Annotated in this window: 19 protein-coding genes; 4 read left to right on the top strand and 15 right to left on the bottom strand. The window is 65.0% G+C overall.

All coding sequences use genetic code 11. The features are described from left to right. Positions 1-56 precede the first annotated feature (56 nt). The 12 genes from fabZ to rpsB form a co-directional block, all read right to left on the bottom strand. The gene (fabZ, locus tag U5A52_RS11855) at positions 57-521 is read right to left on the bottom strand and encodes a 3-hydroxyacyl-ACP dehydratase FabZ (RefSeq protein ID WP_112172932.1); all 465 of its coding nucleotides are present in this window, start codon (positions 519-521) and stop codon (positions 57-59) included. Between the two features lie 239 nt (positions 522-760). Beyond that, complete coding sequence (gene lpxD / locus U5A52_RS11860; RefSeq protein ID WP_321934863.1) at positions 761-1,834, bottom strand: UDP-3-O-(3-hydroxymyristoyl)glucosamine N-acyltransferase; 1,074 nt, start codon at positions 1,832-1,834, stop codon at positions 761-763. Between the two features lie 47 nt (positions 1,835-1,881). Beyond that, positions 1,882-2,433, bottom strand: a complete 552-nt coding sequence (locus U5A52_RS11865; RefSeq protein WP_321909194.1) for an OmpH family outer membrane protein — start codon at positions 2,431-2,433, stop codon at positions 1,882-1,884. A gap of 68 nt (positions 2,434-2,501) precedes the next feature. After that, on the bottom strand, positions 2,502-4,808 hold the full coding sequence (gene bamA, locus U5A52_RS11870) for an outer membrane protein assembly factor BamA (protein ID WP_321908786.1): 2,307 nt from the start codon (positions 4,806-4,808) through the stop codon (positions 2,502-2,504). A 68-nt stretch (positions 4,809-4,876) separates the two neighbouring features. After that, positions 4,877-6,265, bottom strand: a complete 1,389-nt coding sequence (rseP, locus tag U5A52_RS11875; RefSeq protein ID WP_321934864.1) for an RIP metalloprotease RseP — start codon at positions 6,263-6,265, stop codon at positions 4,877-4,879. A gap of 109 nt (positions 6,266-6,374) precedes the next feature. Beyond that, entirely contained in the window at positions 6,375-7,556 is a 1,182-nt protein-coding gene (locus tag U5A52_RS11880) for a 1-deoxy-D-xylulose-5-phosphate reductoisomerase (protein WP_321934865.1), read from the bottom strand. Positions 7,557-7,594: 38 nt separating this feature from the next. Further along, a complete protein-coding gene (locus U5A52_RS11885; protein ID WP_321908791.1) occupies positions 7,595-8,404 on the bottom strand; it encodes a phosphatidate cytidylyltransferase in 810 nt (269 codons plus the stop codon). Next, positions 8,398-9,174, bottom strand: coding sequence for an isoprenyl transferase (locus tag U5A52_RS11890; protein ID WP_321908793.1), 777 nt, complete (start codon positions 9,172-9,174; stop codon positions 8,398-8,400). The genes U5A52_RS11885 and U5A52_RS11890 overlap by 7 nt, the downstream gene beginning before the upstream one ends. A 72-nt stretch (positions 9,175-9,246) precedes the next feature. Then, complete coding sequence (gene frr / locus U5A52_RS11895; RefSeq protein ID WP_028204060.1) at positions 9,247-9,807, bottom strand: ribosome recycling factor; 561 nt, start codon at positions 9,805-9,807, stop codon at positions 9,247-9,249. A 92-nt stretch (positions 9,808-9,899) separates the two neighbouring features. Then, positions 9,900-10,616 (bottom strand): UMP kinase, encoded by a 717-nt coding sequence (pyrH, locus tag U5A52_RS11900; RefSeq protein ID WP_028204061.1) that lies wholly within the window; start codon positions 10,614-10,616, stop codon positions 9,900-9,902. 252 nt (positions 10,617-10,868) lie between these two features. Then, positions 10,869-11,750 (bottom strand): translation elongation factor Ts, encoded by an 882-nt coding sequence (gene tsf, locus U5A52_RS11905; protein ID WP_158757668.1) that lies wholly within the window; start codon positions 11,748-11,750, stop codon positions 10,869-10,871. Between the two features lie 211 nt (positions 11,751-11,961). Next, positions 11,962-12,717, bottom strand: coding sequence for a 30S ribosomal protein S2 (gene rpsB / locus U5A52_RS11910; RefSeq protein ID WP_112172807.1), 756 nt, complete (start codon positions 12,715-12,717; stop codon positions 11,962-11,964). Positions 12,718-13,138: 421 nt separating this feature from the next. On the opposite strand from rpsB, the gene map reads away from it, so the two are divergent. The 4 genes from map (at position 13,139) to U5A52_RS11930 (ending at position 18,974) form a co-directional block, all read left to right on the top strand. Beyond that, a complete protein-coding gene (gene map / locus U5A52_RS11915) occupies positions 13,139-13,960 on the top strand; it encodes a type I methionyl aminopeptidase (protein ID WP_321908801.1) in 822 nt (273 codons plus the stop codon). 293 nt (positions 13,961-14,253) lie between these two features. Beyond that, positions 14,254-16,833: a [protein-PII] uridylyltransferase gene (locus U5A52_RS11920; RefSeq protein ID WP_321908803.1), complete on the top strand. Its 2,580-nt coding sequence runs from the start codon at positions 14,254-14,256 to the stop codon at positions 16,831-16,833. Between the two features lie 258 nt (positions 16,834-17,091). Then, positions 17,092-18,039 carry a hypothetical protein gene (locus tag U5A52_RS11925; protein WP_321934866.1) on the top strand — a complete coding sequence of 316 codons (948 nt, stop codon included), beginning with the start codon at positions 17,092-17,094 and terminating at the stop codon, positions 18,037-18,039. Then, positions 18,036-18,974 carry a pseudouridine synthase gene (locus tag U5A52_RS11930; protein WP_321934867.1) on the top strand — a complete coding sequence of 313 codons (939 nt, stop codon included), beginning with the start codon at positions 18,036-18,038 and terminating at the stop codon, positions 18,972-18,974. The genes U5A52_RS11925 and U5A52_RS11930 overlap by 4 nt, the downstream gene beginning before the upstream one ends. A 78-nt stretch (positions 18,975-19,052) precedes the next feature. On the opposite strand, the gene def is transcribed toward U5A52_RS11930, so the two are convergent. The 3 genes from def to U5A52_RS11945 form a co-directional block, all read right to left on the bottom strand. Continuing rightward, positions 19,053-19,586 (bottom strand): peptide deformylase, encoded by a 534-nt coding sequence (def, locus tag U5A52_RS11935; RefSeq protein WP_321934868.1) that lies wholly within the window; start codon positions 19,584-19,586, stop codon positions 19,053-19,055. After that, positions 19,583-21,652: an NAD-dependent DNA ligase LigA gene (gene ligA / locus U5A52_RS11940; RefSeq protein ID WP_321934869.1), complete on the bottom strand. Its 2,070-nt coding sequence runs from the start codon at positions 21,650-21,652 to the stop codon at positions 19,583-19,585. Before ligA ends, def begins: the two co-directional genes overlap by 4 nt. A 353-nt stretch (positions 21,653-22,005) precedes the next feature. Continuing rightward, positions 22,006-23,289 carry a cell division protein ZipA C-terminal FtsZ-binding domain-containing protein gene (locus U5A52_RS11945; RefSeq protein WP_321908810.1) on the bottom strand — a complete coding sequence of 428 codons (1,284 nt, stop codon included), beginning with the start codon at positions 23,287-23,289 and terminating at the stop codon, positions 22,006-22,008. Positions 23,290-23,416 lie beyond the last annotated feature (127 nt).

The raw sequence follows: 23,416 nt of genomic DNA on the forward strand, positions 1-23,416 counted from the left end.
TTTCCGTGCTGCGGCGCCTCGAGGTCAAGGCGCGCTGCGGCATGCGGCGGCGCTTCTTATTGCGCCGCGTCCATTTTCTTGACGGTGCACATGAGTTCCGCCTCGCAGGCCACGGAGCCTTCGACTTCGGCTACCGCCTTGAACTTCCAGATGCCGCGCATGTAGCGCTCGAACGTCACGTTGAGGATGAGCTGGTCGCCCGGCTCGACTACGCGCTTGAAGCGCGCACCGTCGATGCCCACGAAGTAGTACAGCGTATTCTCGAAGTCCTGCTCTTCCTCCGAGAACGTGAGCAGCGCGGCGGTTTGCGCCAGCGCCTCGAGAATCATCACGCCAGGCATCACCGGACGCTGCGGGAAGTGCCCCGTGAAAAAGGGCTCGTTGACCGTCACGTTCTTCAACGCCTTGATGCTCTTGTGCGGCTCCAGCTCGAGAACCCGGTCCACCATCAGGAACGGATAGCGGTGCGGCAACAGCGTGAGGATCTTGTGGATGTCGAAGTTGAGTTTTTCGATGTTCATGGTGGTTCTGCTCACGCAGGAATTGCGCGTGTGACTTTCGATTTCGATATTCGAGGCGCTTGACCAAACACGCCCGCGCTGACGCGAAGTATGCGCCACGCCCGGGCTCCCGTGCATGAGGATTGCCCCGGGCGGGTAGCCCCGGGCGGGCAGCCCCGGGCGGGCAACTTTGGTCGTTCGCTAGGCAAAGCGGCGCGCCGCTTGCGCGGCACGCCGCCCGCCACCTCGATACTGCTTTCTTATTCGCCCTGCGGCTTCTGGGCAACCGCCGCCTCGAGCGCCTTGATACGGTCGCGCAGCTTGTCGATGTTACGCAACAGCGCGGCGCTCTTGTTCCAGTCGGCGTGATCGACCGCCGGGAAGGCGCTCGTGTAGATGCCGGCCTTCGGCAACGACTTCGAGACGCCCGACTTTGCCGTAACGATCACGTAGTCGGCCAGCGTGACGTGCCCCGCAATGCCCACCGCGCCGCCGATCATGCAATGGCGCCCGATCGTCGTGCTGCCCGCAATGCCGGCACAGCCCGCGATGACCGTGTACGCACCGATCTTGCAGTTGTGGCCGATCTGCACGAGGTTATCGATCTTCACGCATTCTTCGATGATCGTATCGGCCATCGCGCCGCGGTCGATCGTGGTGTTCGCGCCGATCTCGACGTCGGGCCCGATGGCCACGCCGCCCACCTGCGGAATCTTGACCCAGCTACCCGTGCGTGCGTCGCCCTCGCCCGTGAAATCGGGGGCAAAACCAAAACCGTCCGAGCCGATCACGGCGCCGGCATGCACGATGGCACGCGCGCCGAGCTTGCAGCTGTGGTAGACGGTCACGCCCGGATACAGGTGCGAGCCCTCGCCCACCTGGGTGCCGCGGCCAATGAAGACGTTCGCGTCAAGCCTGACGTTTTCGCCGATCACGGCGCCCGCTTCAATCGTGACGTTCGGGCCGATCACCGCGCTCGCGGCAACCTGCGCCTTCGCGTCGACGTGGGCACTGGCGTGGATGCCGGGCTGCGCCTTCGGCGCGGCAAGGTCGATATACGCCTGCGCGACACGCGCGAAGTAAGCATACGGATTCGGTGTGACGATGAAGTTGCGTCCCTCGCGCGATGCGAGCTTCTCGAGGTCGCCGGGGCTGATGAGCACAGCGCCCGCGCGGGTCGTCTCCACCTGGGCGAGATACTTCGGATTCGCGAGGAACGCGAGCTGTTGCGGACCCGCCTGGTCGAGCGGCGCCAGCGAACTGACGCGTTGCGTCGCATCGCCCACCACCTCGCCGCCGAACCGCCCGACAATGTCCTCAAGCGTAAATGCCATGCGCGTGCTGCTCCTGCCTTAGTTGCCTGTAGTGACTTTTCGTTGCTTTAGTTGCTGCTGCTACCACTGCCGGCGCTGTTCGCCGCGAGCGCCTTCAGCACCTGATCGGTGATGTCGATGCGCGGGCTCACGTACACCGCTTCCTGCACGATCAGGTCGTAGTGCTGCTGCTCGGCGATCTGCTTGATCACCTTGTTCGCGCGGTCGAGCACTGCCGCCAGTTCTTCATTGCGGCGCTGGTTCAGGTCTTCGCGGAATTCGCGCTGCTTGCGCTGGAAGTCGCTGTCGAGCGCGGAAAGGTCGCGCTGCTTCTGCGCGCGATCGGTCGGCGACATCGACGGGCCGTTCTTGTCGAGCGAATCGGACATCGACTTCAGGCGTTGCGCCATGTCCTGCAGATCCTTGTCGCGCTTGGCGAACTCGGCTTCGAGCTTGGTCTGCGCGGCCTTCGCGGGAGCGGATTCGCGCAGGATGCGATCGGAATTGACCGCCGCGATCCTGGCTTCCTGCGCCTGCGCCACACCCATGCCAACACCGAGGAGCGCCAGCGACACGGCAATCGCCCCGATCGTCCGTCTGGAAAACATACCCGTTAGCAAAGTCATCCTCTCGTTTCCTGGATTCCGGCGCTGCGCGCGGTGCGCGCAACAGCCGGGCAAAACATACGTCAGAACGCCGTCCCGATCTGGAACTGGAACTTCTGGTACTGGTCGCCTTCGTGCTTGACGAGCGGGAAGCCAAGGCTCAGCTTGAGCGGGCCGATCGGCGAAATCCACGCGAGACCGAAACCGTAGCTGTAACGCAGGCCGTTCGCGCCAGTGCTGTTGCCTTCCGTGCCCCAGACGTTACCACCATCGACGAACGTAAAGACGCGCAGCGTGCGGTCATAGCCCGTGCCCGGCAGCGGGAAGGTCAACTCGACGTTACCGACGATCATCTTCGAACCGCCGATCGGGTCATTCGTGGTCTTGTCGCGCGGACCGAGCGAACTTGGCTCGTAGCCACGCACCGAACCAATACCGCCCGCGTAGTAGTTCTTGAAGATCGGGTACGGCTTGCCGCTCAGGCCGTTACCGTAGCCGCCCTGGAAGTTCAGGCCCAGCACGAAGCCGCGCGCGAACGAGTAGTAGTACTGGGCCTGCACGTCGGCCTTGTAGTACTGCGTACCGCCAACCGGCGTGCCGTACTCGGCATTCGCCTGCGTGAAGTAGCCCTTGCTCGGCACGAGCGCGCTGTCACGCGCGTCGCGCGACCAGCCCACCGTGAGCGGCACGTTGTTCGACACGCGGCCGAACTCGTTCACGTAGTCGATGTAGCTCTGCGGCGTGTTCGAGTCGACGTCGAGCGTGTCCTGCTCGAAGCCCGCGCCGAAGTAGACCGTGTCGACTTCCGAGAACGGGATGCCGAACTTCAGGTCGCCGCCCATCGTGATGATGCGGAAGCTCGAATCGGTCGAGTAGTACAGCGGCTGGTACGTACGGTAGTAGACGTCGGTAATGCGCTTGATGCCGTCCACCGTGAAGTACGGGTCCACCTGCGTGAGGGCCAGCGTGCGGTACGTCTTCGCGGTGTTCACGTTCAGCGAGAGCGACGTGCCCGAACCGAACACGTTGTCCTGCGACACGCCCGCCGACAGCACCACCTTGTCGGTTGACGAGAAGCCCGCGCCCAGTGTGATCGCGCCGGTCGGCTTTTCGGCAACCTTCACGTTCACGTCGACCTGGTCGGCCGTGCCTTCCACGGGCACCGTGGTCACGTCGACGTCGGTGAAGTAGCCCAGACGGTTGATGCGGTCCTTCGAGAGCGCGAGGCGGTTCGAATCGAACCACGAGCTTTCAAGCTGGCGCATTTCGCGGCGCACGACTTCGTCGCGGGTACGCGTGTTGCCCACCACGTTGATGCGGCGCACGTACACGCGGCGGCTCGGATCGACCTGCAGCGTGAGGTTGACCGTGTGATTCGCCTGGTCGATCTGCGGCAGCGCATTGACGGTCGCGAACGCGTAGCCGTATTCGCCGAGCTTGTCGACGATGGCCTTGGTCGTGGCTTGCAGCTTCTCGGCCGAGAAGGTATCGCCCGGCTTGATCTTGATGAGCTTCCTGAGTTCGGCCTCGCGGTCGAGCAGGTTGCCCGACAGCTGGACACCCGACACCTTGTACGGCTCACCTTCGTGAATGCCGATGGTGAGGTACATGTCCTTCTTGTCGGGCGAGATCGAGACCTGCGTCGAGTCGATGTTGAACTCGAGGTAGCCGTGATTCAGGTAGTACGAGCGCACGTTCTCGAGGTCGCCCGTGAGCTTTTCCTTCGAGTAGAGGTCGTTCTTCGTGTACCACGAGAACCAGTTCGGCGTGGACAGCTGCATCTCCGAGAGGAGCGTGCCGCTGCTGTACGTCTTGTTGCCGATGAAGTTGATCTGGCGGATCTTCGCGCTCGGACCTTCGACCACCGAGAACAGCAGACCGACGCGATTGCGGTCGATCGGCGTGACCGTGGTCGTGACCTCGGCGGCGTAGAAGCCGCGCGTGAGGTACTGGCGCTTGAGCTCCTGCTCGGCCTTGTCCACGAGCGCCTTGTCGTAGTAGCGGCCTTGCGAGAGACCGACCGCGCGCAGCGCCTTGGTCAGGTTGTCCTTGTCGAATTCCTTGATGCCCGCAAAGTCGATCGTGCCGATGGCCGGGCGTTCCTGCACCTGCACCACCACCACGCCGCCTTCAGCGGCGATCTTCACGTCGTTGAAGAAGCCCGTCGCATAGAGTGCGCGGATGGCCTCGGACGCCTTGTCGTCGGTGAAGGTGTCGCCCTGCTTGATCGGCAGGTAGGCGAACACCGTGCCCGGCTCGACGCGTTGCAGCCCTTCGATGCGAATGTCCTGAACCACGAAAGGCGTCGTTGCTGCGTGCGCAACGAGTCCATGTGCGGCGATCGCCGCGGCCGCAACCGTTTTTGGAACCAAGCGATGAGGTCTAAACAACGTGCTTCCCCAATTATGTATAGCTGCATCAGGTCAGGCGGCCCGCCCTCGGACGCCGCCAGACATCTTTAAAAATGGATTAACCGAGCCAGATCGTTGAACAACGCGATCGCCGACAGTGCGACGATGCAGGCAAGTCCCGCGCGCTGCAGCACGAGCTGCCAGCGGTCCGAGACGGCTTTGCCCGTTACGGCTTCAACCGCATAATATAACAGATGCCCCCCGTCCAATACCGGAATTGGGAGCAGATTCAATACGCCGAGGCTGATGCTCACGAGGGCGAGGAACGACAGGAACGCGGAGGGGCCCAGTCGCGCGCTCTTGCCGGCATAGTCAGCAATCGTCACCGGCCCCGACAGATTCTTCAGCGACGCTTCGCCCGTGATCATGCGGCCGAACATCCGCAGCGAATACACTGCGATGTCCCACGTGCGATACGCACCGAGCCGCACGCTCTCGAGCGGCCCGTAACGCACGTCCACGGAAGGCGCCTGTGCCGCGAGCGCGGCGCCGATTCGACCCACTTCTTCGCCGGTCTGCGCGTCGCGCTGCAACGTCGGCGTAACCGTGAGCGTGAGCGTCTGCAGGGTGTTCTGGGCAGCGTCGCCGCGGGCGACCGTGAGCCGCACGGGCTTGCCCGCGTGAGCCTTCACGTAGGCGATGAAAGTGCTTGCGCTGTCCACGGTCCGGCCATCGACGGCGCGCAGTTGATCCCCCGCTTGCAGCCCGGCATGTTGCGCCGCACTACCCGCTTCCACTGCCGCTACCTTGAGCGTGTTGCCGCCGGCCTCGAGGCCGAGCTTCGCCATGAAGTCGTCGTCGAGATCCTTGCTGGTCAGTTGCGAGAGATCGAGCGGGAAATCGTAGGTGCCCTCGCCGTCACGCGCGGCAAGCACGACATGGCCCTGATCGAACGCCGTGCTGAGCAGTTTCCAGCGCAGGTCGGACCACGAACGCACGGGCTCGGTGCGACTGCCGTTTGCATCGCTCACCGAAAGAATGGTTTCCCCGCCCTGGAAGCCGGCCCGCGCCGCCGCCGATTGCGCGGGCGGCGCCGCGACGATGGCCTTCTGTTCGGTCACACCGCTCGCGTAGACCACCGCAAAGAGCACGATAGCCAGCACGAAATTGGCGATCGGCCCGGCCGCGACGATCGCAATGCGCTTGCCGACCGACTGGCGGTTGAACGCGTGGGGCAAATCGCTCGCGGGAATCTGGTCGGGCGACTCGCGCTCGTCGAGCATCTTCACGTAGCCGCCGAGCGGCAGCGCCGCGATGGTCCATTCGGTGCCGCTCTTCTTGCTGACCCACTGGACGAGCGGCCGCCCAAAACCGATCGAGAAACGCAGCACCTTCACGCCGCACAAGCGCGCGACGCTGTAGTGCCCGTATTCGTGCACAACGACCAGCACGCCGATCGCCACGACGAATGCGACCAGTTCGGTAAGCAGGTTCATGAGCGCCTCCTGGGCTGGAAGCAGCGCACCGGTGCGGGAGCGGCCCCGAGGTCGGGCTCGCGTGCCTGAGGGGCCACAAGGGCCCTTCCGCAAGCCCCTCGCTGACCTGTCAGGCCGGCACCGGCAGGCTGTCGATGATGGTGTGAGCCGCGCGGCGGGCGGCCGCGTCGGCTTCGAGCACGACTTCGAGACTCGACGCGTTGCGGTTCTCGAGCGCGTTGAGTACGGCATCTACCGTCTGGGCGATGGCCATGAAGCCGATGCGCCGGTTCAAAAAGGCTTCCACGGCGACTTCGTTCGCCGCATTGAGCGCCGCACTCGCCACGCCGCCGGCGGACAGTGCCTGCATGGCGAGCGCGAGACACGGAAAGCGCGCGTAGTCGGGCTTTTCGAACGTGAGCGTCGCGATTTGCGCGAGATCCAGTTGCGCCACGCCGGAATCGACACGATCCGGGTACGCGAGCGCGTGCGCGATCGGCGTGCGCATATCGGGGTTGCCTAGTTGCGCGAGCACCGAACCGTCGGCGTACGAGACCATCGAATGGATCACGCTCTGCGGGTGAATCAGCACGTCGATGCGCTCGCCCGGCAGATCGAACAGGTAGTGCGCCTCGATCACTTCGAGGCCCTTGTTCATCATCGTGGCCGAGTCGACGGAAATCTTGCGGCCCATGGACCAGTTCGGGTGCTTGCAGGCCTCGTCGGGCGTGACGTTCACGAGCGTCGAGGGCTCGCGCGTGCGGAACGGGCCGCCCGAAGCGGTCAGGATGATCTTCGTGACGCCGTCACGCTGCGCGCTCTCGTGCGGAAAGCACTGGAACACGGCATTGTGCTCGCTGTCGAGCGGCAGCAGCACGGCGCCGCTGTCGGACACGGCGTTCATGAAGATGTCGCCCGACATCACGAGCGCTTCCTTGTTGGCGAGCAGGATCTGCTTGCCAGCCTTCGCCGCTGCCAGCGTGGGCGCAAGACCCGCCGCGCCGACGATGGCCGCGACCACCGTGTCGCAGCCGTCGCTCTTCGAAACTTCGACGAGCGCCTGCGGCCCGTAGGTCACGACGGTCTTCGAACCGGCCTCGCGCAGCTTGCGCTCGACCTGTGCGGCGGTATCGGCGTCGCCGACCACGGCCACTTCGGGCGCAAAACGCAGGCATTGTTCGACGAGCTTTTCGCCGTTACGGTGCGCGGTGAGCGCATAGACCGAGAAGCGTTGCGAATGACGCGCGACGACGTCGAGCGTGCTGTCGCCAATGGAGCCCGTGGAACCGAGCAGTGTGAGTCGTTTTTGCATATTCAAATCTCTAACCGAGCGTCTCTAGCCAGGCGCCTTTAGCCGAGCAGCAGCATGGCAAGCGGCAGCACGGGCAGCAGCGCGTCGATGCGGTCGAGGACTCCGCCGTGGCCCGGCAGGAGGCCGCTCGAATCCTTCACGCCAGCCTGGCGCTTCAGCATCGACTCGAACAGATCGCCGATCACGCTGAACGCGACCAGCACGGTAAGTACGAAAAGCGCGCGCCCAAACCCGTTCTGGGCGGCGAGCGCGGAATACAGCGTGGGTTCGAACGCGTGCAGCGCGATCGCCGCGCCGGACACCACCATCACGGCGGCCCAGCCGCCCACGGCGCCCTCCCAGGTTTTGCCGGGGCTGATCGAAGGAGCGAGCTTATGCTTTCCGAATGCCTTACCTGCAAAGTATGCGCCGATATCGGCCAGCCACACCACGAGCAGCAGGGACAAAACAAACGCCACGCCCGCCGCGCGCGCCGCTACGAGCGCGTGCCAGCAGGCCGCGAAGATAACGAGCCCCGCGGCCAGCAGGAAAGCGCGCCAGGCGCCTGCGGCTAGCACGGGCTTGCGCAGCAGGACGTACGGGCCGGCGATCACCCAGAACACGCCCGCCGCCTGAAAGAGCGGCCGGGGCGCCGGCAGCCGCGTACTGAGCGCGACAACGGCCGCCGCGATCACGGCATAGACGATCGAGCCGGCCGCGCCCGCCTTCAGGAGGCGCGCCCACTCCCACGCGGCGAACACGACCACGACCCCGATCAGCGCGCCGAACGCCGCCACGGGCGCGAACAACGTGATGGGCAGGAAGACTGCCAGCAGGACGAGCGCCGTAATGACGCGGGTCTTTAGCATGAAAGGGAATCGGCGTTCTGGGAGACGACCTGCGCGCTCGTGCGGCCAAAGCGGCGCTCGCGCTCGGCATACGACGCAATGGCGCGGCTGAGCGCTTCGGCGTCGAAATCCGGCCAGAACGTGTCGGTGAAATAGAACTCGGCGTAGGCGAGTTGCCAGAGCAGGAAGTTGCTCACCCGCTGCTCGCCGCCCGTGCGGATGAAGAGATCGGGTTCGGGCGCATACGCCATTGCCAGATGCTGGGACAACGTGTCTTCGGTGACCGCCACTGGCTGACCCGTGGTCGCGGCCTCCTCGACGAGCTTGCGCGTGGCCTGGAGGATGTCCCAGCGGCCGCCGTAGTTCGCGGCGATCGTGAGCGTGAGACGGGTGTTGCGCGCGGTCTTGGTTTCCGCGCGGCGAATCAGGTCCTGGATGCGCTCGTTGAACATCGACAGGTCGCCGACCACGCGCAGGCGGATGCCGTTCGCGTGCAGGCGCGCCACTTCGCGCTCGAGCGCGGTGACGAAAAGACGCATGAGGAACGACACTTCGTCGGTCGGACGGCGCCAGTTCTCGGAGCTGAAGGCGAACAGCGTGACGTATTCGACGCCGCGCTCCACGCACGATTCGACAACCGAGCGCACAGCGTCGACGCCGCGCGTGTGGCCTGCGACGCGCGGCAGGCGGCGCTGGGTTGCCCAACGGCCATTGCCGTCCATGATGATCGCGATGTGGCGCGGCACGGCCGCCACCTCGGGCACGCGAACGGTTGAGCTGGTATAGGTCATGGCCGTCGGACTGTAACTGCGGTGAAAAAGGGAAAGCGCCGGAAATCTGGCGAATCTGGAAGCCCTAAGGCTTCAGACCGTCATGATCTCGGCTTCCTTCGTCTGGACGAGCTTGTCGATCTCGGTCACGAAGCGGTCAGTCAGCTTCTGGACTTCGTCGCCGCCACGGCGCTCGTCGTCTTCGGAAATTTCCTTGTCCTTCACGAGCTTCTTGAGCTGTTCGTTCGCGTCGCGACGCAGGTTACGCACGGCCACCTTCGCCGTTTCACCTTCGTTCTTGACGACCTTCGTGAGCTCCTTGCGGCGCTCTTCGGTCAGTGCGGGCATCGGCACGCGGATCAGGTCGCCGTGCGTGGCCGGGTTCAGGCCGAGATCCGACTCGCGGATCGCCTTTTCGATCACCGGCACCATCTTCTTTTCCCACGCCTGAACGCCGATCGTACGTGCGTCGACGAGCGTGAGGTTGGCGACTTGCGAGATGGGCACGGGCGAGCCGTAGTAGTCGACCTGGATGTGATCGAGCAGACCGGTATGGGCGCGGCCCGTGCGGATTTTCGCCAGATCGCTCTTGAACGCGTCGATCGAGCGCTGCATTTTCTGCTCGGCGCCCTTCTTGATGTCAGCCACAGCCATTTTGATACCTCCGAACCTTCATAACGGAACGGGCCCGCCAGCGCGCTGATGGGCGGCGCGGCCCGTGTTCGAACCTCTCGTAAGACGAGAGTTTACACGTGGACGAGCGTACCTTCGTCTTCGCCCAGAACGATGCGCTTGAGCGCACCCGGCTTGACGATGGAAAAAACCCGGATCGGCAGCTTCTGGTCGCGGCACAGTGCGAACGCGGTGGCGTCCATGACCTGCAGGTTGCGGCCAATTGCCTCATCGAAGCTGATCGTCGAGTAACGCGTTGCGGTCGGGTCCTTCTTCGGGTCGGCCGAGTAGACGCCGTCGACCTTGGTGGCCTTCAGCACGACTTCGGCGCCGACTTCCGAGCCGCGCAGCGCAGCAGCCGTGTCGGTGGTGAAGAACGGGTTGCCCGTGCCCGCGGCGAAAATCACGACCTTGCCTTCTTCGAGCTGGCGGATCGCACGGGGGCGGATGTACGGCTCGACGACCTGGTCCATGCGCAGCGCCGACTGCACGCGCGCCTCGATACCCGCGTGACGCATGGCGTCCTGCAGCGCGAGCGCGTTCATCATCGTGGCGAGCATGCCCATGTAGTCGGCCGTTGCGCGGTCCATACCGGCTGCGCCGCCCGCGACGCCGCGGAAAATGTTGCCGCCGCCGATCACGACTGCGAGTTGGGTGCCGAGACGCACCACCTCGGCCACGTCTGCCACCATACGTTCGATCGTGGCGCGATTGATGCCAAAAGCATCATCGCCCATCAGGGCTTCGCCGGAAAGTTTGAGCAGGACGCGTTTATAGGCGGGTGTGGGCATGGAGGTATCCAGGATCGCGCGCAAAGGGCAATAACTTGAAACTGTAGGGGTGAAATACGGCTTCGGGCAAGCGCCGCCAGAAATAGCGAAGATTTCCGACGCCGCGCACGGCGGGGGACTACCATGCGCGTCGTCGCTACGCTGCCCGCCATGGCAAATTGCTTCGCCACGGCTTACAACTCAACCAACTGCGATGCTGCAACAACTGCGGCGCCACCTGCCGCGTAACACACGGCAGGCGGACTTTCCGTCTTATTGCTGCTTTGCAGCAGCGACTTGCGCGGCCACTTCGGCAGCGAAGTCATCCTGGCGCTTCTCGATGCCTTCGCCCACCACGAAGAGGGCGAACTTCTGCACCGTCGTGCCAGCAGCCTTGAGCATCTGCTCGATCGTCTGCTTGTCGTTCTTAACGAACGGCTGGTTCAGGAGCGAGACTTCCTTCAGGTACTTCTGGACCGAACCTTCAACCATCTTCGCGACGATCTCAGCCGGCTTGCCCGATTCGGCTGCCTTCTGCTCGGCGATGCTGCGCTCCTTGGCGATCAGGTCGGCCGGAACGTCGTCCGACGACAGCGAGACCGGCTTCATCGCGGCGATGTGCATCGCGACGTCCTTGCCCACTTGCTCGTCTGCGCCCGTGTACTCGACCAGCACGCCGATACGCGTGCCGTGCAGGTAGGCAGCCAGCTTGTTGGCGGTTTCGAAACGCGCGAAGCGGCGGATCGAGAGGTTTTCGCCGATCTTGCCGACGAGCGCGAGACGCACTGCGTCGACCGTCGAGCCGTCCAGCGGCAGTGCCGAGAGAGCCGCGACGTCAGCCGGGTTTTGCGTGGCGATCAGTTCGGCGATCTTCTTCGAGAAGTCGATGAAGTCGTCGTTCTTCGAGACGAAGTCGGTTTCGCAGTTCAGTTCGACGATCGCACCAGCGTTGGCACCGATGAACGAAGCGATCACGCCTTCAGCCGTCACGCGCGAAGCGGCCTTGCTGGCCTTGTTGCCGAGCTTCACGCGCAGCAGTTCTTCAGCACGCGCCAGGTCGCCGTCGGCTTCCGTCAGCGCCTTCTTGCATTCCATCATCGGCGCGTCGGTCTTCGCGCGCAGTTCTGCCACCATGCTTGCGGTAATTGCCGCCATCATTCGCTCCTTGAGTCTGTCTGGTACACGCCGCCCGCCTTTCGACGCGGCCGGCAGAAATTCGTTTCCGTTTCCGCCTGCGGTGAAACGCTTTTTTACAGCTGCTTCTACAGGGCTACGGTGCCGCGCATATGACGCGGCGACGAAAGTCGTGGCTTAAAAAAAAGGGGCCTATGGAAAGCCCCCTTTTCTTGCCGGACACGGGGGCAGCTTACGCCTCCGGGTTGACCTCGACGAACTCGTCGTCGCCGTCGTTGCCGCGCACAGCTGCAACCACTTCGTTCACCGAGTTTGCACGGCCTTCGAGGATCGCGTCAGCCACGCCTTGCGTGTACAGCGCGACAGCCTTGCTGGCGTCGTCGTTACCCGGGATGACGTAATCGATGCCTTCCGGCGAGTGGTTCGTATCGACCACGGCGATCACGGGGATGCCCAGCTTGTTCGCTTCCGTCACGGCAATCTTGTGATAGCCGACGTCGACCACGAAAATTGCGTCCGGAATGCCGCCCATGTCCTTCACGCCGCCGATCGACTTTTGCAGCTTGGCGATTTCGCGTTCGAACAGGAGGGCTTCCTTCTTGCTCATCTTCTCGAGCTCGCCCGCTTCCACAGCTGCTTCCATGTCCTTCAGGCGCTTGATCGAAACCTTCAGCGTCTTGAAGTTGGTCAGCATGCCGCCGAGCCAGCGCGCGTTCACGAACGGCATACCAGCGCGGTTTGCCTCTTCAGCGATCGTGTCACGCGATTGACGCTTCGTGCCGACGAACAGGATCGTGCCGCGGTTCGCTGCCAGTTGACGCACGTACTTCAGCGCGTCGTTGTACATCGGCAGCGTCTTTTCGAGGTTGATGATGTGAATCTTGTTGCGATGGCCGAAAATGAAGGGGGCCATCTTCGGGTTCCAGAAGCGCGTTTGGTGACCGAAGTGGACACCGGCTTCCAGCATCTGGCGCATGGTAACTGCCATGTTTCAATTCTCCGCAAGGGTTTGGGTCTGAAGCCGGCTGCCGTATCGGTGCGCCCTCCCTTTTCCGGAGATCGACGCGCCCGACACCCTGGGTGCGCCGGCTTGCGAGTGTGCTGCCTGAAGAAGATGCTTCCGAATGTTCTTCGCGCACCCGCCAGGATTCACTCCCGGCAAAGCACTCCGCGGCAACGGCGGATTCAGCCACTCTCCCGCACAAATCCCGAAGATGAATTCGAAAGACATGGGAAGCGACTTAGCCGAAGAGTATAGCACGCAAACTGCCCCTTACTCAAGACAGCTATTACCCGCGGAATATGGCACGAAAGCGCGTGGCGGATCGCGCCCCGCCTTTGCGAAAGTCAGCGACCACCCGCATTAGGTGCGATAATTCAATATTCGACTGCATTTTCGGGCGCATACCATGGCCATTTCGATCAAGAACGAACAAGACATCGCGCAAATGCGCGTCGCCTGCCGCCTGGCGAGCGAGGTGCTCGACTACATCACGCCGTTCGTCACCGCTGGCGTGACGACAGGTGAACTCGACCGCCTGTGCCACGAATACATGACCAATGTGCAGGGCACGGTGCCCGCGCCGCTGAACTATCAGCCGCCCGGCTATCCGCCCTACCCGAAGGCGATCTGCACCTCCGTGAACGACGTGATCTGTCACGGTATTCCGGGCGACAAGGCGCTGAAGAACGGCGACGCGCTCAATATCGACATCACCGTCATCAAGGACGGCTATTTCGGCGACACGAGCCGCATGTTCATCGTCGGCGAAGGCTCGATCCTCGCCAAACGCCTCGTGCAGACCACGTATGAATGCATGTGGCTCGGCATCGACCAGGTGCGTCCCGGCGGCCATCTGGGCGACATCGGCCATGCCATCCAGCGCTACGCCGAAAGCCAGGGCTACAGCGTGGTGCGCGAATACTGCGGCCACGGCATCGGCACGGTGTTCCACGAAGACCCGCAGGTGCTGCACTACGGCCGCCCCGGCACGGGCATCGAGCTCGTGCCCGGCATGATCTTCACCGTCGAGCCGATGATCAACGCCGGCCGCCGCGACATCCGCACCATGCCGGACCAATGGACCGTCAAGACGAAAGACCGCAGTCTCTCGGCGCAGTGGGAGCACACGGTGCTCGTGACCGAAACGGGCTACGAGGTCCTGACTGTCTCGGCGGGCACGCCCGCCAAGCCGGCTATCGTCGCGCAGATGGCGGGCACGGCGGCCTGATTGCCCTAAAAAGTGCCGGGAAGCGCTTCGTGGCGCGATCCGGCGCACAATGGACGTGCTCGTAGAAAACGTCCTGCACTTCGGGCGAGTACGCCCAACGCGAGCGAGGCACCGCACGCGAAAGCCTCCCGGCCCAGCAGCACGCCAGGGCAGCCTGCCGAGCCGCCAGGAAAGCAGCCTGTAAAGCACCCGACGCACTAACAGACGAACCCACGCGGCCATCCGCCAAACGCGAGACCCGTCGCGCGCACGACCGGCCGCCTGCCCAACCACGCCAGACACGATCCGAGCCCATGAGCGTTCCCGCTGTCGCCGTTCCTGATACGTCGTCGCTGAAGTCCGACTACAAGGCCGCCAAGGCCCAGTTGCTCGAGCGCTTCAAGACCGCGACCAATGTCGATTCGTTGATGCGCGCCCTCGCCCGCACCACCGACGACACCTTGCGCAGCGCCTGGAATCTCTGCGAGCTGCCGGACACGCTCGCGCTCGTGGCGGTGGGCGGTTTCGGGCGCGGCGAACTTGCGCCCTGGTCAGACGTCGACATCCTCGTCCTGCTGCCGGACGACGAGCCGCTCGCGCTGCTCGAAGACCGCATCGAGCGATTCATCGGCCTTGCGTGGGATCTCGGACTCGATATCGGCAGCAGCGTGCGCAGCGTCTCGCAATGCCTCGAAGAAGCCGCCAACGACGTCACCGTGCGCACGTCGCTCCTCGAGGCGCGCCGCATCACGGGCAGCGCAGCGCTCTTCGGCGACTTCGCGCAGCGCTATCGCGACGCCATGGACCCGCGCGCGTTCTTCCAGGCGAAAGTGCTCGAAATGCGCCAGCGCCACGCGCGCTTCCAGGACACGCCCTACTCGCTCGAACCCAACGTCAAGGAAAGCCCCGGCGGCCTGCGCGACCTGCAGCTGATCCTCTGGATCACCGAGGCCGCGGCCTTCGGCAGCAGCTGGAAGGAACTGGACCAGCGCGGCCTCATCACCGGGCGCGAGGCGCGCGAACTCCGCCGCAACGAGGCGTTTCTCAAGGCGCTGCGCGCGCGCCTGCACGTGATCGCGGGCCGCCGCCAGGACATCCTCGTGTTCGACCTGCAAACGGCAGTGGCCGAGAGCTTCGGCTACAAGGCAAGCGGCGCGCGGCGCGCGAGCGAGCAGCTCATGCGCCGCTACTACTGGGCAGCGAAGGCAGTCACGCAGCTTTCCACGATCCTGATCCAGAACATCGAGGCGCAGCTCTTCCCGAGCACGAGCGGCATCACGCGCACGCTCTCCGAGCACTTTGTCGAAAAGCAGGGGATGCTGGAAATCGTTAGCGACGACGTGTTCGAACGCGAGCCGCACGCGATTCTCGAAGCCTTCCTGCTCTACGAGCAGGTGCCCGGCGTGAAGGGCCTGTCGGCGCGCACGCTGCGCGCGCTCTACAACGCGCGCGAGACCATGGACCAGAACTGGCGCCGCGACCCGGAGAACCGCCGGCTCTTCATGGAGATCCTCAAGCAACCGGCTGGCATCACGCACGCCATGCGGCTCATGAACCAGACGAGCGTGCTCGGCCGCTATCTGCTGAACTTCCGCCGTATCGTCGGGCAGATGCAGCATGACCTCTATCACGTCTACACGGTCGATCAGCACATCCTGATGGTGCTGCGCAACATGCGCCGCTTCGCCGTGGCCGAGCATGCGCACGAGTATCCGTTCTGCAGCCAGCTCATCGCCAATTTCGAACGCCCGTGGGTGCTCTATGTCGCAGCGCTGTTCCACGACATTGCCAAGGGCCGGGGCGGCGACCACTCCGAACTCGGCATGGCCGACGCGCGGCGCTTTTGCCGCGAGCACGACATCACGGGCGACGACGCCGACCTGATCGTCTGGCTCGTCCAGCAGCACTTGACGATGAGCCAGGTTGCGCAGAAGCAGGACATCACCGACCCCGAGGTCGTGAAGCGCTTCGCCGACCTGGTGGGCACGGAGCGGCGCCTTTCGGCGCTCTACCTGTTGACGGTCGCCGACATTCGCGGCACGAGCCCGAAGGTCTGGAACAACTGGAAGGGCAAGCTGCTCGAAGACCTCTACCGCTCGACGCTTGCCGTGCTCGGCGGCGCCAAGCCCGACGCGCACTCGGAGCTCAAGACGCGTCAGGAACTGGCGCTCGCGCTGCTGCGTCTCGAGACCGTGCCGGAGCACGCGCACCGCGCGCTTTGGGACAAGCTCGACGTGGGTTATTTCCTGCGCCACGACGCCGCCGACATTGCCTGGCAAACGCGCGTGCTTTATCGCCACGTCGAAGCACCCGAGCCGGTCGTACGCGCGCGCCCGTCGCCCATCGGCGAGGCGCTGCAGGTGCTCGTCTACGCGCAGGACCGACCCGACCTCTTCGCGACGATGTGCGCGTACTTCGACCGCAGTGGACTTTCCGTGCTCGACGCGCGCGTGAGCACCACGCGCCACGGCTATGCGCTCGATAATTTCATCGTCGCCCACACCGAGGGCGACGTGCACTACCGCGATATCGCGAACCTCGTCGAACAGGAACTCGCGGCGCGCCTGAAAGCGACGGACAATACCTTGCCCGAACCGTCAAAGGGCCGGCTCTCACGCCTGTCGCGCACCTTCCCGGTGACGCCGCGCGTCGACCTGCGGGCGGACGAGCGCGGCCAGTACTACATCCTGTCCGTGTCGGCGAACGACCGGCCGGGCCTCCTCTATTCCATCGCGCGCGTACTCGCGGAGCATCATGTCGGCGTCCATGCGGCGCGGATCAATACGCTCGGCGAACGTGTGGAAGACGTGTTTCTGCTCGACGGATCGGGACTTTCCGACAACCGCCGGCAGATTCACGTCGAAACCGAACTGCTGCGCGCGATCGCAGTGTGAATGACCCAAGCGAAATACCCAGATCCATGCGAGCCAAACTGACAGCCAAACATCCGCGCCCGACCACTCCGGAACGCGCCCCCGTCCGCCGCGGCAGCACGACCGCGCGTAAGCCGGTGCGGCCGGCTGAGGCGCGGCCGGCGGACGCTCGGCCGGCGTCGGCTGCGAAGACATCGGCGGGCAAGCCTGCGCGCCCCTCGGGCGAGCGCACCGCGCCTCGCGCCGGCGACACGCGCCCGGCACGGCCAACCACGGCGCGTGAACGCGACGGTTCGAGCCGTCCAGCGCGGCCTGCTCGCGAAGGCGGCTACGGCGACGAGCGCCGCCCCGCCCGTCGCACCGGCGACGAAGCGCGTGGATTTGCGCGCGGCCGTGACGAGGGTGGAGACCGGCGCCCGCCGCGTGCTCGTGAGGAAGGCGGTGAGCGTCGTTTCGCTCCCCGCGCTCAAGGCGACGATCGCCGTCCGCCGCGTAGCCGCGAAGAAGGTAGCGCACGCCCCTACGCGCGCCGTGCCGAAGGCGAAGATCGTCGTCCGCCGCGTGGTCGTGAGGAAAGTGGTGCACGTCCGTTCACGCGCCGTGACGAAGGCGACGACCGCCGTCCCCCGCGCAGCCGCGATGAAGGTGGCGCACGCCCCTACGCACGGCGTACTGAAGGCGACGACCGCCGCCCCCCGCGCGGCCGCGATGAAGATAGCGCACGGCCTTACGCACGGCGCACTGAAGGCGACGACCGCCGTCCCCCGCGTAGCCGCGAAGAAGGTGGCGCACGGCCCTACGCACGGCGCACCGAAGGCGACGACCGCCGCCCCCCGCGTAGCCGCGAAGAAGGTAGCGCACGGCCTTACGCACGGCGCACTGAAGGCGACGACCCCCGTCCCCCGCGTAGCCGCGAAGAAGGTAGCGCACGGCCCTACGCACGGCGCACTGAAGGCGACGATCGCCGTCCCCCGCGCAGCCGCGATGAAGGTAGCGCACGGCCCTACGCACGGCGCACCGAAGGTGACGATCGCCGTCCCCCGCGTAGCCGCGAAGAAGGTGACGCACGGCCCTACGCACGGCGCACCGAAGGTGACGACCGCCGCCCCCCGCGCGGCCGCGAAGAAAGTGGTGAGCGTCGCTTCGAACGACGTACCGAAGGTGACGACCGCCGCCCAGCACGCGCCCGCGACGAGGGAACGGAGCGACGCTTCGCGCGCCCGGTGAAATCCGTCCGAAGCGATGACCGTGAGGGCGGCGCGACGCGCACACGCCGCAGCGCCGAAGAAAGCGGCGGCGCACGCCAGACTCCCCGTCCCGTGACGTCGGCCGGGAAGCCCCCGCGACGTACCGACAACGCCGAATCCGCACCGCGCCGCACGCCGCGAGAGGAAGTCGACGGCGACAACACCCTGCGCCTGTCCAAGCGCATGTCCGAACTGGGCCTGTGCTCGCGCCGTGAAGCCGACGAGTGGATCGAAAAAGGCTGGGTGTATGTCGACGGCGAAGTCGTCGACACGCTCGGGGCCAAGGTCACGCCGAATCAGCGCATCGAGGTCGATCCGTCAGCGCTCGCCGCGCAGGCGCGCCAGGTGACGATCCTGCTGCACAAGCCCGTGGGCTATGTGTCGGGCCAGGCCGAGGACGGCTACGAGCCCGCCGCCGTACTGATCACCGGCGAGAATCATTGGGACGGCGATCACTCGGGCATTCGTTTTTCGGCCAAACATCTGCGCACGCTCGCACCGGCTGGCCGGCTCGACATCGACTCGACCGGTCTGCTCGTGCTGACCCAGGACGGCCGTGTGGCCAAGCAGTTGATCGGCGAGAGCTCGGACATCGACAAGGAATATCTCGTACGCGTCACCTACAACGACATCGAGACCGAAATCGATCAGCACTTCCCGGCCGAGTTGCTCGCGCAACTGCGCCACGGCCTGTCGCTCGACGACGTGCCGCTCAAGCCCGCGCAGGTGAGCTGGCAAAACGGCGAGCAGTTGCGTTTCGTGCTGCGCGAAGGCAAGAAGCGCCAGATCCGCCGCATGTGCGAACTGGTCGGCCTCAAGGTCGTGGGCCTCAAGCGCGTGCGCATGGGCCGCGTGCTGCTCGGCGCGCTGCCGCAAGGCCAATGGCGCTATCTGGCCGCTGACGAGGCGTTCTAACGCCGCATCGGCGCCAAACGCCGCGTTGCATGAAAAACGGGAGCCAGATGGCTCCCGTTTTTCATGATGCTTCGATCTTCAGTCGTCGCTGTTCGGATCGAGTTCCGGAAACAGAACCTCGGTAAAGCCGAACTTCGAGAAGTCGGTAATACGCATGGGGTACAGCTTGCCGATCAGATGGTCGCATTCGTGCTGAACGACCCGCGCGTGAAAACCCTCCGCCACACGCTCGATGGGCTGGCCGTACTGATCGAAGCCGTCATAGCGAATCATCGAATAGCGGCTCACGGCACCACGCATGCCCGGCACCGAAAGACACCCCTCCCAGCCCTCTTCCATGTCGTGCGACAGAGGATGGATGACCGGGTTGATGAGCACCGTTTGCGGCACGGCCGGCGCTTCGGGATAGCGCTCGTTCTGTTCGAAACCGAAGATCACCACCTGCAGGTCGACGCCGATCTGCGGGGCGGCGAGGCCTGCGCCGTTCGCCGCGTGCATCGTGTCGAACATATCGGCAATGAGTTCGTGCAGTTCGGGCGTATCGAAGTGATCGACCGGCCGGGCAATGCTGAGCAGGCGCGGATCGCCCATTCTGAGAATTTCGCGAATCATGTCGTTTGCCCCTCCAGGAGCTTGCGCATTGCTTCTTCGTCGAGCACCGGCACGCCGAGTTCCTCGGCTTTTGCGAGCTTGCTGCCCGCGTCGGCGCCCGCCACCACGTAATCGGTCTTCTTCGACACCGAGCCGGCCACCTTTGCGCCGGCCGCCTCCAGCATTTCCTTCGCCTCGTCGCGCGAGAGCGTGGGCAGCGTGCCGGTGAGCACAACCGTCTTGCCGGCCAGCACGCCCACTGGCGCCTTCGGCGCGGGCGGACCTTCCGCCCATGTTACTTTGCCCGGCGCGCGCAGTTGCTCGATCACCGTGCGGTTATGCTCTTCCGCAAAAAACTCGTGAATGGCGAGCGCGACGATCGGCCCCACATCGTTGACTTCGAGCAGTTCCTCGACCGAAGCGCTCATGATCGGATCGAGCGAGCCAAAGTGTTTGGCGAGATCCTTTGCCGTCGACTCACCCACGTGCCGGATGCCGAGCGCGTAGATAAAACGCGCAAGCGTCGTGGACTTGGCCTTTTCAAGCGAGTCGAGCAGGTTTTGCGCCGATTTGTCGGCCATGCGATCGAGCTGCGCGAGCGTGCCGAAGCCGAGATTGAAAAGATCGGCGGGCGTGCGCACGAGGTTCTGGTCAACCAGCTGGTCGATGATCTTCTCGCCCAGGCCGTCGATATCGAGCGCGCGGCGCTGGGCGAAGTGCCAGAGCGCCTGCTTGCGTTGCGCCGGACAGAAGAGACCGCCTGTACAGCGAGCGATCGCCTCGTCGGGCAGACGCTCGATACGCGATCCACAGACCGGGCATTCGGTCGGCATCACGAACTCCTGGGCGTCGGCCGGTCGGCGGTCCATGAGCGCGCTGACCACCTCGGGAATCACGTCGCCGGCGCGCCGCACGATCACCGTGTCGCCGATGCGGATGTCCTTGCGGCGCACTTCGTCTTCGTTGTGCAGCGTGGCGTTCGTCACCGTCGCGCCGCCGACGAACACCGGCTCGAGCCGCGCAACCGGCGTAATCGCGCCAGTGCGGCCCACCTGCACGTCGATGGCCAGCAGCTTCGTGAGCGCTTCCTGCGCCGGGAACTTGTGCGCGAGCGCGAAGCGCGGCGCGCGCGAAACGAAGCCGAGCGCGTCCTGCTCGTCGCGGCGATTCACCTTGTAGACCACGCCGTCGATGTCGTACGGCAGGCCATCGCGCTTCTCGCCCACGGCGCGGAAGAATTCCAGCAGACCTTGCGCGCCTTTCACGACCGCACGCTCGGAATTGACCGGCAAGCCCATTTCCGCGTACCAGTCGAGCAGTTCGCTATGGGTGGCCGGCATCGGCTCGCCCTCGAGAACGCCGATGCCGTAAGCGAAGAACGAGAGCGGCCGCTGCGCGGTGATCTTCGGATCAAGCTGACGCAGGCTGCCCGCCGCCGCGTTGCGCGGGTTCGCAAATTCCTTGTGGCCGGCGTCGCGCTGACGCTGGTTCATGCGCTCGAAGTCGCGGCGGAACATCAGCACCTCGCCACGCACGTCGAGCACCTTCGGCACGCGCTTGCCCTTCAGGCGCAGCGGCAGCGAGCGGATCGTGCGCACGTTCTCCGTGACGTTCTCGCCGGTCGCGCCGTCGCCGCGCGTGGACGCCTGGACGAACACGCCGTCGACATAGCGCAGCGAGATGGCGAGGCCGTCGAACTTGAGTTCAGCGGCGTATTCGACTGCGCCGACTTCGGCGCCCTCGATCTTGCCGAGCGCATCGGCCACGCGCTTGTCGAACGCGACAATGTCCTCATCCGCAAAGCCGTTGTTCAGCGAAAGCATCGGCACGTCGTGCACCACGGGCTCGAAGCCCCCGGCGACTTCGCCGCCCACGCGCTGAGTGGGCGAATCGGGCGTGATGAGATCGGGATGCGCGGCCTCGATTTGCTGAAGCTCGCCGAACAGCTTGTCGTATTCCGCGTCGGGCAGCTCCGGCCGGTCGAGCACGTAGTAGGCGTGATTCGCACGCTCGAGTTCGGCGCGCAACCACACCGCGCGCTGCGCAGCGGTGGCTTCTTCGGGAGGACGGGCGGGATGACGGACCATGCCTTGGGCGACTCGCAGATGGAAATGATTTCGGACGTCAGATTATCTCAGGAAGCGGCGCGTGTCGCATCGGCCGAAAGGCTAACTTCGGGCATTCTTCGTGCGCCGCCGAACGGGCCTCCCCCAAGGTCCTGGCCGAATGGCTAACGCTGCATTGGCAGCATTGACGCCGGGGTCCGGCAGTGCGAGCTTGAACGCACTACATCACTTGTGCCAGTAACGGCGCTCGCCCCTCCATGACCGATCACCCCTATCCGCCCGTGCCAAGCGCGCCGCGCCACGCGCACGCAAAAAAGGCGCGGCGCCTTTACGGCACCGCGCCTTGTCTGCCGGCCGGCTACAGGCCTGCGGCGTTACTGGCTGAACAGCCGCCGCGTGGCCGGCGAGCCGGCCGGAATGCCGGCCTGCTCCAGCTTCGCGTAAAGCGTCATGAGCTGTTTGTCGATCGACTGCAGCACGGACTCCGGCAGCGGCCGGCGCTGGTCGTCGACCACGCGCCCGCCAATGCGCTCCGCAAGCGACTTCGCGTAGTCGCACATGAGGCGGAACGGCAGGATGTCTTCATCGGCCACGGGCACGTCGAGGATCAGCGTAATCAACTCGCCGCCCTTGTACGTGAGGTCGTCGCGCAGGAAGTTGGTGTCGCCGAACTGCAGCATGAACACGGGACTCTGCTTCGCGTCGAGCTTCACGAAGCGGGTGCCGTCGCGCGAAAGCAGCAGGCCGTCCTGCGCGGCCACGGCCTGCACGTAGTTTGCCGACCAAGGCGCGCCGTCCGACATCACGTTGATGGAAAGTTGCGCGTCGCATTGCGCCGCGAAGCCGTCCAGTTCGCGCGCCATCGCAACTGTTTCCATCATGTCCGGAAACTCGGGCGCGGCATCGAGCGCGTCGGCAAACTGCTGCACGCCGGTCACGAATTCGGAAAACTCGAGTTCGTTGAGCGGGCCGTTGCGGTTCGCGAGTTGCGCAGCAGCGCGCAGCTCCTCGTAGCGCACGCCGCTTTGCAGCAGCTCCCAGCCGTCGCCCCCTTCGGGTTTGCCTTCGATGTGCACCGGCTTGCTGCCCGCGCGGCGCAAGCGCTGCGCAAACGGAATCACGCGCTCGCCCGGCACAGAAGCACCAAGCCGGATCGGCACAATACAGTCGATACGTCGGTCGACCACGGCCGGCGGCGCCGAAGAGATCGTCGTGGCGGCCGGCATGACGGGTTCGATGCGCTCGGCTTCGTCGGCGTCGTCCTTCACGGATTCGGGAACAGCCGCGCTTGCGGCTGGCGCCGTTTCACCGCTCTCCTCGGTAGCCGCTGCTTCCGCAGGAAAGCCGTTAGGGGTCGTCGTTTCCGCCTGGATGTCGGCCGGAGTGTCGAGCGGCGCCACAGTCCCAAAGCCCGGCTCCACGCGCTCGGCCTCCGCTGCGCCGGCGAGCGATGGCTCGCGACGCGACGGTGCATGCGCCGGCTCGATGAACGGGCTTTGCTCCTGGAACTCGTCGCGCTGCGGCGCCTCGACCGCCTCTTCGGGCATTGGGCGCGGCATGCGTCGGCGCACCCTCGCGCCTTGCCACGCGTTGTACACCACCACGCCCCCGACTACCACGGCGCCCGCGCCGATCAACCCGAGAGTCAACTCATCCATGCATGCTCCATCAGCAATTCTTATTCGACAGCGCGCTCGTTGTGCGCGCCGTTTCTGTGGCAAGCGCATTGCGCGCGGCGGCTGCCTCACCGATGGCGCCGCCGGCCGCGCAACGCGCGCCGTCCGT

It is taken from the genome of Paraburkholderia sp. J8-2, assembly GCF_905220195.1.
Taxonomy (GTDB): Bacteria; Pseudomonadota; Gammaproteobacteria; order Burkholderiales; family Burkholderiaceae; genus Paraburkholderia.

Coding starts and splice junctions, on each gene's coding strand:
- tsf (WP_158757668.1), bottom strand. CDS start 11,750: ATGGCGGCAATTACCGCAAGCATGGTGGCAGAACTGCGCGCGAAGACC.
- ligA (WP_321934869.1), bottom strand. CDS start 21,652: ATGGTCCGTCATCCCGCCCGTCCTCCCGAAGAAGCCACCGCTGCGCAG.
- frr (WP_028204060.1), bottom strand. CDS start 9,807: ATGGCTGTGGCTGACATCAAGAAGGGCGCCGAGCAGAAAATGCAGCGC.
- def (WP_321934868.1), bottom strand. CDS start 19,586: ATGATTCGCGAAATTCTCAGAATGGGCGATCCGCGCCTGCTCAGCATT.
- pyrH (WP_028204061.1), bottom strand. CDS start 10,616: ATGCCCACACCCGCCTATAAACGCGTCCTGCTCAAACTTTCCGGCGAA.
- U5A52_RS11890 (WP_321908793.1), bottom strand. CDS start 9,174: ATGACCTATACCAGCTCAACCGTTCGCGTGCCCGAGGTGGCGGCCGTG.
- U5A52_RS11920 (WP_321908803.1), top strand. CDS start 14,254: ATGAGCGTTCCCGCTGTCGCCGTTCCTGATACGTCGTCGCTGAAGTCC.
- rseP (WP_321934864.1), bottom strand. CDS start 6,265: ATGAACCTGCTTACCGAACTGGTCGCATTCGTCGTGGCGATCGGCGTG.
- rpsB (WP_112172807.1), bottom strand. CDS start 12,717: ATGGCAGTTACCATGCGCCAGATGCTGGAAGCCGGTGTCCACTTCGGT.
- U5A52_RS11945 (WP_321908810.1), bottom strand. CDS start 23,289: ATGGATGAGTTGACTCTCGGGTTGATCGGCGCGGGCGCCGTGGTAGTC.
- map (WP_321908801.1), top strand. CDS start 13,139: ATGGCCATTTCGATCAAGAACGAACAAGACATCGCGCAAATGCGCGTC.
- U5A52_RS11880 (WP_321934865.1), bottom strand. CDS start 7,556: ATGCAAAAACGACTCACACTGCTCGGTTCCACGGGCTCCATTGGCGAC.
- U5A52_RS11885 (WP_321908791.1), bottom strand. CDS start 8,404: ATGCTAAAGACCCGCGTCATTACGGCGCTCGTCCTGCTGGCAGTCTTC.
- lpxD (WP_321934863.1), bottom strand. CDS start 1,834: ATGGCATTTACGCTTGAGGACATTGTCGGGCGGTTCGGCGGCGAGGTG.
- fabZ (WP_112172932.1), bottom strand. CDS start 521: ATGAACATCGAAAAACTCAACTTCGACATCCACAAGATCCTCACGCTG.